The following is a 12,772-nucleotide window of genomic DNA, read 5'->3' on the forward strand; positions in this document are numbered from 1 at the left end:
GCAACCTCTCATGTTACCTTAATTCACCGTTGCCGCTGACTGCTGGCTTTGCTCAAGCGTTGGAGCCACCTCTGGTAACGGTGGCTCTTCAGCTGGTGGAAATAAAAACCGCTCTAACCACTGCTCTTGCTCCCAAAGCACATGCAAAATGCTCTCTCTGGCTTTATAGCTGTGCCCCTCTTGGGGCAGCATAACCAATCTTGCTTCACCGCCCAAACCATTGATGGCTGCAAACATCCGCTTTGACTGCATTGGAAAAGTGCCGGAGTTGGGATCTTCATCACCGTGGATCATCAACATGGGTTCGTTGATTTTCTCGGCATGGAAAAACGGCGACATCTTGGCATAGACATCTTGAGCCTGCCAAAAGTTACGTGACTCCCCTTGAAAACCAAACGGTGTTAAAGAGCGATTATAAGCACCACTACGGGCAATTCCGGTGGCGAACAAGTCACTGTGGGCTAACAAGTTGGCCACCATAAAGGCGCCATACGAATGGCCTGCAATAGCAATTCGCTGCGGATCGGCAATGCCTTTTTCTACCAAGGTATCGACCGCCGCTTTAGCACTGGCCACTAATTGCGCTCTAAAGTTATCGTTAGGCTCTTCATTGCCCTCACCGACAATGGGCATGGTTGGGTTGTCAAAAATAGCAATGCCTTTGGCCAAGTATGGCATTGGCCCCCAGTAACCAATGTATGGAAATTGATAAGGCGATTCACGCACTTGCGAAGCCACAGCTTTGTCTTTGTACTCTAAAGGGTAGGCCCACATCAGCACCGGTATGCGCCCTTTAGTGGGGTCATAATCAGTGGGCAAATAGAGGTTGCCGCTGAGCTCAACTCCATCTTCTCTTTGGTATTTGATCTGCTCTTTCACCACGCCTTTAAAAGCCGGGTAAGGATGGGCAAAGCGCGTTAACTGTTCTATGGTGTTAAACTGCTGATCACGAACAAAAAAGTTTGGTTGCTCTTGTCGCGACTCGCGCACCGTAATAAAGCGCATGCCTTCGTCGTCAAGCATCGCGCGAACACGCTCGTAATAAGGCGCTTCAGACTGCCACAGGCGCGTGGTGGTATTGGTTTTTATGTCGTAGCGGGACAAAAATGGCACATTGCCATTCTCTGACGCGCCATCGCCTGTCAAAAATAAATAGCGCCCGCCAACTAACTTTAACACTCTTGTGCCTAGGTCACTGTTTTCAAATACAAAGCGCCCAGGATCTTGGTAGGCGTCATTGTAACTGCGCTGTGAAAACACCACCCGATTGCGCTGCGGACTTAACGGTGAAAACACCGATGTCCGTACACTGCGGTCGCTAAAACGCCACTCGTTAAGCAGTGCAACGCTGTTATTAGCCCAATAAATACTGGAAAAGCGATGTTCAACTTTGGCAAAAAGCTCCGGCGCTTTTTTAAAGGGCGCACTAATACTATAGAGGTAATCATGATGCTCTACTGCAGCTGACATATCACCGCCGTCTTGGGCTTCGGCCCAGATCAGAGTAGCGCCTTCATCAGCACGCCAGTGAATTTTGCGCGGCCCTGTGATCACACTGTCAAATCCTGCTGGTAATGAGTCGGCGAGCGGCTGTCTGGCCACTTCATACAATGGGAAGCCGCGCATGCCCCACACTTGCCAAACCGCAGGGAAGCGGCTGTAAGGCACCTGATAAGAAAACGGCTCGTCCATCATGCTTACCAGCAAGTTGGTGGAATCCGGTGAAACCGAAAAATGTTTTAGGTAAGTGGGGTTACCAATTTGCTGAGCATTGGCATTGAGGTTGAGCTTTATCAGCTGCCCTTGGGCATAAAACTTAAATAGTTTGATATCGAATGGGTCTTGCAGCAAGTTTTGATACGTTCGAGTCGCGCCTTTTTTCCCCGCAGTGGTTTGGATCACCGGAGTCAATGCCGCCTTGGTTTTGGCTTCTGGCTGCTTGCCATGATTAAAGGCAATATTCACAATCAACGCGCTGCTATCAGGTAACCACTGATAAGGCGTACTGGTTACCACGCCATTAAGCGTTGACTGCGTCAGCTGAGTTAATTTGCGATTTTCAATGTCGTAAGCCCACAAGGTGGATTGCGTTGACTGCTCTAGAATAAACGCCAAGTAGCGACTGTCAGGGCTCCAATGTGGGGCGCGGATTTTTCCCTGGGGTAAACCCGATACCTTAATCAAGGCGCCAGTGTCCACGTGCTTAAACTCTATGCCACTGTATTGTTGGCCGTTGCTACGCATAAAGGTATTGGGGTTAAACTTAATGCCAGCCAGAGCCTGCTCAGGTTGATCAAGCTCAGCCAAGCTGACAACTCTTTTGCGCTCTAACAATGCCAACCATTTACCGTTAGCGCTTAAGCGGCTCGCCGGGATCAGTGGCGCATCGACCAATTTAGCCAACTCAGCGGAGGGCGTTTGATACCCCTGAGTTTGTGCCAATACTGAGCTCATTGTTGACGTTATCAGAACGAGAAAAGCGAATAATTTTATGACGTTCACAGTGCTTACCTTAGTTCGACATTCAATCTGTGATGATATCTTGATTTTTACTCTATGTGCAGGGGTTTACGATTTATTGCCAAGAAAAGTTGCGGTACACTGAGCAATCCCATAAGCCATATCAGTCTTTATCACGATGAACAGCGATAAAAAGCCCGCTAAAGTAACTATTTTTGATGTTGCCGCCGAAGCGCAAGTGTCAAAGTCCACCGTGTCGTTAGTGCTCACCAACAGCGACAAAGTGAGCGACGTTCGTAAACAGCGGGTATTAGCTGCTATGGATAAACTTGGGTATGTCTACAATCGTGGGGCTGCGGCTTTACGGAGTAAGCGCTCAAATCTAGTGGCTGTGGTGATCAATGACCTTACCAACCCTTACTCAGCCCAATTGGCCGTGGGACTAGAAAAACACATTTACAGCCTGGGGTTGGTGCCCATGTTAGTGAACAGTGGCGAGTGCGTTCAACGCCAACAAGACTTAATTAAGACGCTGAAAGAATACAATGTCCGCGCTTATATTATGGTGCCAGCGCCCAACACCACTCGCGAGAGCCTAGATCAATTAATCGCTGAGGGCACTCCGGTTATTACTATGATGCGCGAAGTCGCCTTTGCCAGCGCGCCATGTGTGTTACCCGACAATCAAAGAGGCTGCCACCTGGCAACCAACTACTTAATTGAGCAAGGCCACACGCAATTGGCTTTTATTGGTGGCAATGATGGTATTTCTGATTTTGCCGAGCGCCTTAACGGCTTTAACACCGCACTGGCGGCACACCAGCTCAGCGAAGCCCCAGTGATACCATGCCCCACCACTCGAGCCGGCGGCCGAGACGCTTTCCACGCTTTGCACGGCAGCCATCAAATCAGCGCCATTGTTTGCTTTAACGACGTGGTAGCTTATGGTGTGATTGAAGCCATAACCAGCGTCGGGATCATACCCGGTAAAGACATCAAGGTGGTGGGCTTTGATGACCTCGATGATTCACAAATGATGCAGCCGGCACTGACAACGGTTCGCGTTGCGGCCGAGGACATTGGCAAACGGGTGTGTGATGCCTTGGCTGATATGCTCAATGGCACTCCACCTGCAGCCAGAACGCTGGTGGGTGTCTCGTTAAAAATCAGAGACTCAGCCTAGTTTAGCGCGCTTTTTATCGCTTACTTGCCTTGCCATTTAATCTAGCGCAAAAAAAGCCCCAATTGCTGACAAAAGTAATAGACATCGGCAGCAAACTGGATAGAATTCGCGTCAGTGCTGAGGCTGCTTTATTTTCCAACAACTCCACCTCAGCAAAACACTTCTACGCTTGATAATTTACCACTTTCCTTAGTAAAAACATTTATATGTTCCATACTGGGGAGGTGTTATGGTGAGTGTGTAATTGCAAATTAATATTGAGTCATAGGGTGCTTTGGCTCAGTGCAAACAAAATTAAGGCTTAGGTTCGTTGAATAACGCCACTTTTACAGAAAAACGTCGCTTCTTAGTGAAGCTTGGCAAAATGTTGCATAAATACGGTACTCCAGCATACCGCTTAGAGGCGCACTTAATGGAAGTCGCCACTCGGCTCGGGTTGAAGTCGTCTTTTGTCATGTCACCTACGTCCGTGACTTTTGTTATATGGACAGAAGGCCATGAAGACGAATACACCCATGTTGCTCGAGTCGACCCTGGCGATCATGACTTAGGTTCACTCTCAGATACGGACGATGTCGCCACCAAAGTGCTTTCTGGTGAAATGTCGTTGTTTGATGCCGAGCAGCGTTTGGACGAGATCCTCAATGCCAAAGCGCCCTACAATCGAGTATTAACAGGCGTTGCCTTTGCCACCTCAGGCGGTGCTTTTGCCATGCTTATGGGCACCAGCTGGAACGATGTGCTTTGGTCAGGTTTGTTGTCGTTGATGGTTTATCTGTTTGTGCTTTGGGCGGGTTACTCTAAGCGTGTCACGCACATGTTAGAGCCTTTAGTTGCCATTGTGTCTGCCGTTGCAGCTTGTGCCATATCGGCTTACATTGACCCACAGATAAATATTCGTCTAGTGGTGCTTTCAGCGATTATTGTGTTTATTCCAGGTCTTGCTTTAGCGCTGGGCTTTGCTGAGCTTTCAGCTCGGCATTTAGTGTCTGGCACCGCTCGGGTGATGGACTCAATCATGCTACTGTTTAAGCTGTATTTTGGTGCATTTTTAGGGATCAGTTTAGGTTTTGGCTTATTTGGTCAGGTCGACTTTGTTCAGCCTTTGCCACTCCCCCGCTGGACCGCGTGGCTTGCCGTGCTGCTGTTATGTACCAGCCTAGTGGTGATGTTTCGCACCAAGCTTAAACATGCCAGCTGGTCGATAGCCTCTGGGTTTATTGCTTACGCTGCTAGCATCAGTGCTGCGGTGTACTTTGATTATGCCCTAGGCACCTTCGTTGGCGCTTTTGCTGTAGGGGTATTTAGCAATATTTTTAACCGTGTGGTGAATGCACCGGCCTCCATCGTGGCGATGCAGGGCTTAATCGTCTTGGTTCCCGGGTCAAAAACTTACATTGGTCTTAACTCGCTTATTGAAGGGCAAAGCTTTGTTTATGCCGATCATATCGGCCAGCAAACCTTTTTGATTTTTATGTCGCTTATCGCAGGACTTATCTTTGCCAATGTGGTGCTACCACCGAAAAAGAGCTTATAGTCTCTACACCTCAGGCGGGCCCAGTGCCGCCTGAGGCGAGTTCTCGCCTGCCATTGACCCCACTAAACGCTCGCTTAATCGCAAACATTGGTTTTTACAGCGTTGCCAAGTAGAATACCAAAAAGCTTCATCTTGAAGTTCCCTATAACAACAAGTGAATGAAATTTAGGACAAATAATGAAACTACTTAAGTCTGCATTGGCACTGGCGATGGGCCTAAGCTGCACGGCATACGCCAGCAGTGATACCATCACAGTTGAAGATATTCCAAAAATTCAATCGGTTAGTTCAGCCGCGATCAGCCCAGATGGGGAAATGGTGGCATTCACCCGAGCAGTCCCTCGTGAGCTGTATGTGGATAAAAATGGCTCTCATTACCGTGAACTCTATGTGGTTGATGACGATGGCGTTGAACGCCCGTTTATTACCGGTAAAGTTAGCATTTCAAGTATTTCTTGGTCTGCTGATGGTCAGTTTATTTACTTCCTAACTAAGAAAAAAGACGACAAACAGCGCGCTTTATATCGCATCGCCGTCAATGGTGGTGAGGCGCAAAAAGTCATGTCGCTAAAAGGCACCAATATTTCATCATACCGCTTGAGCCCAGATGGTAAAAAAGTGGCCATTTTAGCCATGCCAGCGGCGGACAAGTCTGAAAAAGAGCTAAAAGAGCTTGGCTTTATGGCTGAAGTGTATGAAATGGGTCTGAAAAACAAGCAACTTCACATTGTTGATTTAGCCCAAGCTGACAAGCCACTGTTGCCTAAAGCGCTTAACATTGAAGGTTACGTCAGCGACATTAACTGGGCCGATGACGCTTCTAAGTTATTAGTGAAAACGCAACCTACTGCACTTATCGACGATAAGTACATGAAATCGCAATGGCATGTACTTGATGCAAACAGCCAAAAAGTTACTATGTCGTTCAAAACCGAAGGTAAACTCGGTGCGGCTGAGTTTTCTCATGATGGCAAATACATCGCTATCTTAGGTGCTGAAGACAAACACGACCCGGCAACGGGCCGCTTATATCTAGCAGATGCACAAAGTGGCGAAATCAAAGAGTGGATCCCCAACTTTATGGGCCACATTGGCGACTTTGAGTGGTCTAACCGCAAAAACCAGCTTACCTTTGTTGCCAATGTTGGTGTGGAAAGCTTTGTTGGCCAAATCAAGGTTGGCTCGAACGACTACAAGAAGTTGATCAAAGAAGGCAAGTTTATTGCGTCAAACCTGTCTATTTCGGATTCTGACAAAACCATTGCTCTGCGCGCCAACACCGCTAAGCACCCTAACGAAGTGTTTATGGTTCGTGGTAAAAAGGCCACTCGGCTATCAAACTCTAACCCTTGGCTAGATGGCAAACGTTTTGCTAAACAAGAGTCAATTACTCTAAAAGCCCGCGATGGCGTTGAAATTGGTGGCGTACTTATCTACCCATTGGATTACCAAGAAGGTCAACGTTACCCATTGATCATGGCGGTACACGGCGGCCCAGAAAGCCACGATAAAAACGGCTGGTTAACTAGCTACTCAGATCCAGGTCAAATGGGTGCAGCTCGAGGCTATGCAGTATTTTATCCTAACTACCGTGGTTCAACAGGTAAGGGCGTTGATTACTCTAAGCTTGGCCAAGGTGACTATGCCGGCAAAGAGTTTGACGACCTAGTGGATATGAAAACACACCTAGTTGAGATGGGACTGGTTGATAGCAAGCGCGTTGGTATCACAGGTGGCTCGTATGGTGGTTATGCTTCCGCTTGGGGTGCAACTAAACTAACGGAACATTTTGCTGCCAGCGTAATGTTTGTTGGTATTGCTAACCAGCTATCTAAATTTGGTACCACAGACATCTCTAACGAAATGCACTTAGTGCATGCGCGTTCATACCCTTGGGATAAGTGGCAATGGTACCTAGAACGCAGCCCAATTTACTGGGCAGGTCAATCTGAAACGCCGCTGCTTATTATGCATGGTAAAGAAGATCCCCGTGTACACCCTGCACAATCTATGGAGCTTTACCGCTATATGAAGGTGCAAGGCAAAGATGTACGTTTGGTCTACTACCCTGGCGAAGGTCATGGTAACCGCAAAGTAGCGGCTCAGTATGACTACAGCTTACGTCTAATGCGTTGGATGGATAACTACCTAATTGATGGCAACCAAGAGATGCCGGATTATAAAATCGATCACGCTGCAAAACTCAAAGCCGTGAAAGAAGCCAATAAGTAAACAATAACGTTTTGCTATTGCCAATTTAGCAAAGGTTATTTATATTCCCCATAATAGGTAGGCCGAGCAGCTGCTCGGCCTTTCTTTTGCCTATTACTTTTTAGTGCGATGCAAGTGTTGCCATTAATTCATGCAATTACGTTTTATTAATTGCTGGAAAAATAATTTTCGCTAACGAAACAAGCTTGCTACTTGGTTAGATGAAAAGCCTTTAATGCTGTTGGCGTCTTGTTACTCTTTTAACTGGCTAACGTATTAACTCAAAATGGGACGATTTTATTTTGCTTAGGTTGCCGCTTCGTAACACAGAGCAATAACCTAAGTGAAACTATCTATGCACTTAGCGCTGGACTAGTCAAAACACAATAATTAAACAGAAAAGGACAAGCTATGAAACGGCTCTTCACGTACACCGCCGCTGCCATTGCTATATCATCACTAGCTGCATGTAATAGTAGTGATAATACAGACCGCCAATTACAGACAACTCAGCAGGAAAATAACATCTCAGCTCCAATTGCCAAGAAAGTCCCGCATAAAATGACTATTCATGGCCATACTCGTATAGACAATTATTATTGGATGCGAGATGACCAACGCAAAGACCCTGAAATAATAGCGCACTTGGAAGCTGAAAACGCTTATACCGAAGCCAATTTAAGTCATACTGAAGCGTTACAAGAAAAACTTTATCAAGAACTAAAATCGCGGATAAAAAAAGACGATAATTCAGTACCGGTAAAAATTGGCCAATTTTATTATTCGTCTGAGATGCGCGGTAACAATGAGTACCCAATCTTTGTGCGCAGTAGTGATTTTTCAGGGACGGATAAAACAGTTATTTTAAACGTTAATGAATTAGCAAAAGGCCACAGTTACTTCAGTGCAGCAGGCTTAGCTGCCAGTCCTAATAATAAGCTACTTGCTTACGGTGAAGACACGGTAAGCCGTAGAGTGTATACCATTAAAGTCAAGGACCTAAGTACAGGTAAGTGGCTTAAAGATGAGATTGAAGGCGCGCAACCCAAAGTTGTTTGGGCTGCAGACAATAAGCATTTTTATTATATAAAAAAACACCCTAAAACTTTATTAGGTTATCAAGTATATCGTCATAAACTCGGCACTGAACAAGCAAAAGATGAGCTGGTTTATGAAGAAAAAGATAACACTTACTACACTCATATCAGTAAGTCTAAAGACGGCGCAGTCATTTTTATTCATCACTCAAGTACTGAGTCTTCAGGTATGAGCTTGATAGATGCACATAATAGTAGTGCTCAAGCACAACGATTTATTCCTCGCGAGGAAGGCTTAGAATACCGTGTCGCAAAACACAAAGAAGATTACTATATTCTCACCAATTTAAATGCAATTAACTTCAGACTCATGAAAGTCAGCGCAAACGACTTAGGTGATAAAAGTAAATGGCAAGAAGTCATTGCCCATCGCCCTGAAGTAAAATTAGAAGATATTGAGCTTTTCAACGAGCACTTGGTATATCAAGAGCGTGAAATGGGCCAAGTCCGTTTAACTATTCGTTCTTTAAAAGACGGTACCGAGCAAGCCTTGAAATTTAATGACGAGGTATTTCTGGCAAATATGTACGGCAACAACGAGCTAGACAATGAAGCCGTTCGCATTTTCTACACCAGCTTGACCACTCCGGTAACTCACTATGATTTCGATTTAGCAACTGCCCAGCCAAAACTACTCAAGCAAAACGAAGTGTTAGGCGACTTCGATGTCGATAATTATGCTTCCAAGAGAATTTTTATTCCGGCCCGCGACGGTGCTCAAGTGCCGGTAAGTTTAGTCTATCGCAAAGACATGTTTGCTAAAGACGGTAGCAATCCTCTTTACTTGTGGGGCTATGGATCTTATGGAGCAACCATAGATCCGAACTTTTCCAGCGCTCGATTAAGCCTGCTCGATCGTGGCTTTGTTGTAGCTTTTGCTCATATTCGAGGTTCACAAATGCTGGGCAGGCCGTGGTATGAAGACGGCAAAAAGCTGTCAAAGAAAAATACCTTTAATGATTTCATAGACGTTACAAAGTCTTTAGTCGATTTGGGTTATGCAGATAAAGAACGTGTTTATGCTGTCGGTGGAAGTGCCGGAGGGCTATTAATGGGCGCCATCGTTAACCAAGCACCACATTTATACCATGGTGTTGCAGCCCATGTTCCTTTTGTAGATGTTGTTACTACCATGCTCGATGAAAGCATTCCACTGACTACAGGGGAATACGATGAGTGGGGTAACCCTAATGAAGAGCAGTATTATCGCTATATGCTCAGCTATTCACCCTATGATCAAATCAAGCAGCAGGACTACCCTAATATGTTGGTAACAACAGGACTTCATGATTCTCAGGTACAGTATTTTGAGCCTGCGAAATGGGTTGCCAAATTGCGTGAGTTGAAAACTGATGACAATAAGTTGTTGTTTAAAATAGATATGACAGCAGGCCACGGTGGTGCGTCTGGACGTTTTAAACGTCTTCACGATAAAGCTTTGGAGTATGCATTTTTCCTTGATTTAGCAGGAAAAAACAAACTCTAAATGAAATATTTTGCTTACTGAGCAAAGTGATAAAGATGGGGAACACATTGATAACGAGTGTAACTGGGCTTGATGTTTAGAAACGCCTGTTTTCGCTATCAATACCTATATTGTTCCTCATCTTTCACAATACCAAGCTGAAGTTGACTACATGAGCGCTAGTAGATAACGTCTTTACAATCCAACATTACCTATGCTTGTACTGAGTCGGGCAATATCCACGCTCGACGCCTTTAGGCCTGAGTTTTTTGTGTTTTGTGTTTCGTCCACTCACCCGCTCTCGCCATAGTCTAAAGCTGCTGGGTTTTAACGACTTGCGCATAAATTTAATGACTTCGGGTTCAGCTAAATCAAATTGCTGCTTGATGGCCTCAAATGGCGTTCTGTCTTCCCAAGCCATTTCAATAATGCGAGATGCTTCTTCCTCACTGAATTTCATATCACTTAACCACTTATGTAAATTCGATTTGTACGAGTATTTAAGCGCTTTGGTTTAAAAACCAAAACCAAAAGTAGCCTCCAAGAGTCAGTAACATCGAGTTCATTCGAGCCATTGCGATATTGTCATCACTTAACTGTATTTTCAGCACTGTGTAATTACGCCTTTTAACGTGAGAAAAAAACACTGACCTCATTAACACTGTATGGCTTTTAAAAACCACCACCCTAGTTAGTCATTTAACAAAAATACGCAGAGATCTCTGCCTCACCATGTCTGGCAAAAAAACCTTAAAAAATGTAGAAAAAATAGTTCAATAAAATCAATACCATATGAATTTTTTGCCTTTTTTATAAAAAAAATTGTTGAAAAAATTTAGCCCGACCCTATCTAGTATTGTGAGGACGCCGCAAGGGTCCCAAACAATATAACTTAATGTTTTGAAAGCTATTTATTGGGTTCGATAGAAGCAATGAATAGTTCAATTATCGCTTTATGAGGATACAAATTATGCGTACAGTAGATTTATCACCACTATATCGTTCTTTCATCGGTTTTGACCACCTTGCTCAACTAATGGATGCGGCATCACGCAATGAAAAGCAACCAAGCTTTCCGCCCTACAACATTGAGGCAACCGGTGACGATACCTACCAAATTACCATGGCTGTTGCCGGATTCACTGAGCAAGAGCTAAGCCTTGAGTCAGAAAATAATACCTTGACTGTGAAGGGCGAAAAACAAAATAAAGAAGACAAGCCCGAACGTAAGTTTATTCACCAAGGCATTGCTGAGCGTAATTTTGAGCGCAAGTTCCAACTTGGTGATCACGTAAAAGTTATCGGTGCTGAGCTTGAAAATGGCTTGCTAATTATTGACTTAGAACGCGAAATTCCTGAAGCGTTAAAGCCAAGAAAAATTGAAATTGGTAAAGGCAACTTAATCGAAAATAAGTAGCTAACCCTTCTCCCTAATTTTTGATGTTATGTTTTGGTCGCCCTTTTTGGGCGACTTTTTGTTTTTCTGGCCTAGGTCATGGCAAAACATCGTGCTAATTCATTAAACCAAGGTGCCTGTGGCTGTGTAACCGGCATTGATTGCGTCGGTACCTGAAGCTCAATGTTCAACTTTGGGGCTAGATAGCGGGCCACTAGTTGTTTTAGCTTTACACTATCGAGTTGATGATAGACCTCAACCAGTTCGGAACGTTTGCTGTTACTGATGAATTTACCTTGGTTATGCCAATCAGTCGCGATTAACCATTGCATTAGGGCTTTTTTTGCCTGATCAGGGTGATGTCTGACATAAGTTTCAATCGGCCCCAGTAAGCGCTGAAAGTTAACCAAATCGCCGTTAATGGCAAAAATCAGCAGCAGATTAGTACCTGAGGTAATATTACCAGAGCGCTTATCCGTCTGTTGAAAGCCGCCCAGCGCCTGACGGTAAAACTGCTCAGCGCCCTTCAAATCACCTAAATCCAGTTGCAAGCTACCTAAATTGTTATAAATGGCGGCCAATGCCTGTTGATTATCATAGTACTTGGCTATTCGCTCTGCTTCTTTATAGAAAGCCCGGGCTTGCGGGTATTGCCCTTGATGTCTTGCCAACACCGCGCGATTAATCAATAATCCCACTCGCTCACTTTCTTTTGCGGTAAAATTCAACGCACATTGATAACTTTGCTGTGCCTGCTGCCAGTATCCCATTTTTCTCAATAAAATACCGCTGAGTCTAAACGCTTCACGCACTTCTTGCTTAAACACAGAACGCTCACGCAGGGCAAACAATTGTGTAATAAGTTTTAGGCCCTGATGGTAATTATTGGTGGCGATAGCGGCGCGCATTTTAGCGATGTGCCATTGCAGCTGCAACGATGGTTCAAGAGCTGAAATATCATGAGGCTGAAACAACAACTGATAAGAATGGTCTGGCTTAACAATAAGGTAATCTTGCGCTTCTTTTAAGAGCTTAGCCATAGAGGTTGTTTCGCCGGCCAATGCCTTAGCCGGTATTAACAATACAATCCACAACAGACAAACGACCCTTTTGATGGCAGTCAAAATGCATACTCCCACTCAATCACAGCACTGAGTTTTATTGCAAGAATAAGGCAAGTATAGCGTATCTTATCGTTATTATTGCTTCAGTTTGCTGCTTATTGAGCTAAAGTGATACGTAGGAAAACCACGCCGATAACCTTATTAGCTCAATAAACGGTACAAGCTAGCTAGAACTGTTTCAGGTTTAGTTAAAAAATATTAGCAACGCGATAAAGCAACAAATTGCCGCGACAAAAATGCCCATATGTTGTCAGTGAAGTGCGCCAAACTTGTCAATACTGCGTATAATTCTCATTCTA

Annotated in this window: 8 protein-coding genes; 5 read left to right on the forward strand and 3 right to left on the reverse strand. The window is 44.9% G+C overall.

The genetic code is table 11. The annotated features are described in order from the left end of the window. Positions 1 to 18 precede the first annotated feature (18 nt). Positions 19 to 2,502: a S9 family peptidase gene (locus ACNKW2_RS11475; RefSeq protein ID WP_419148687.1), complete on the reverse strand. Its 2,484-nt coding sequence runs from the start codon at positions 2,500 to 2,502 to the stop codon at positions 19 to 21. A 136-nt stretch (positions 2,503 to 2,638) separates the two neighbouring features. On the opposite strand from ACNKW2_RS11475, the gene ACNKW2_RS11480 reads away from it, so the two are divergent. From ACNKW2_RS11480 to ACNKW2_RS11495, 4 genes are all read left to right on the forward strand, one after another. Continuing rightward, the gene (locus tag ACNKW2_RS11480; RefSeq protein ID WP_419148688.1) at positions 2,639 to 3,643 is read left to right on the forward strand and encodes a LacI family DNA-binding transcriptional regulator; all 1,005 of its coding nucleotides are present in this window, start codon (positions 2,639 to 2,641) and stop codon (positions 3,641 to 3,643) included. Between the two features lie 310 nt (positions 3,644 to 3,953). Continuing rightward, positions 3,954 to 5,180 (forward strand): threonine/serine exporter family protein, encoded by a 1,227-nt coding sequence (locus ACNKW2_RS11485; protein ID WP_336565198.1) that lies wholly within the window; start codon positions 3,954 to 3,956, stop codon positions 5,178 to 5,180. 177 nt (positions 5,181 to 5,357) lie between these two features. Then, positions 5,358 to 7,412 (forward strand): S9 family peptidase, encoded by a 2,055-nt coding sequence (locus tag ACNKW2_RS11490; protein WP_419148689.1) that lies wholly within the window; start codon positions 5,358 to 5,360, stop codon positions 7,410 to 7,412. A gap of 390 nt (positions 7,413 to 7,802) precedes the next feature. Continuing rightward, complete coding sequence (locus ACNKW2_RS11495) at positions 7,803 to 9,974, forward strand: S9 family peptidase (protein ID WP_419148690.1); 2,172 nt, start codon at positions 7,803 to 7,805, stop codon at positions 9,972 to 9,974. A gap of 187 nt (positions 9,975 to 10,161) precedes the next feature. On the opposite strand, the gene ACNKW2_RS11500 is transcribed toward ACNKW2_RS11495, so the two are convergent. Then, positions 10,162 to 10,413, reverse strand: coding sequence for a TIGR03643 family protein (locus ACNKW2_RS11500; protein ID WP_419148691.1), 252 nt, complete (start codon positions 10,411 to 10,413; stop codon positions 10,162 to 10,164). 510 nt (positions 10,414 to 10,923) lie between these two features. Between ACNKW2_RS11500 and ACNKW2_RS11505 the strand changes: the two genes are divergently transcribed. Then, positions 10,924 to 11,370 carry an Hsp20 family protein gene (locus tag ACNKW2_RS11505; RefSeq protein WP_336565206.1) on the forward strand — a complete coding sequence of 149 codons (447 nt, stop codon included), beginning with the start codon at positions 10,924 to 10,926 and terminating at the stop codon, positions 11,368 to 11,370. Between the two features lie 71 nt (positions 11,371 to 11,441). On the opposite strand, the gene ACNKW2_RS11510 is transcribed toward ACNKW2_RS11505, so the two are convergent. After that, positions 11,442 to 12,389, reverse strand: a complete 948-nt coding sequence (locus ACNKW2_RS11510; protein WP_419148692.1) for a tetratricopeptide repeat protein — start codon at positions 12,387 to 12,389, stop codon at positions 11,442 to 11,444. Positions 12,390 to 12,772: the final 383 nt, after the last annotated feature.

Origin of the sequence: Pseudoalteromonas 'SMAR' (genome assembly GCF_048515945.1) — a bacterium.
GTDB lineage: Bacteria > Pseudomonadota > Gammaproteobacteria > Enterobacterales > Alteromonadaceae > Pseudoalteromonas.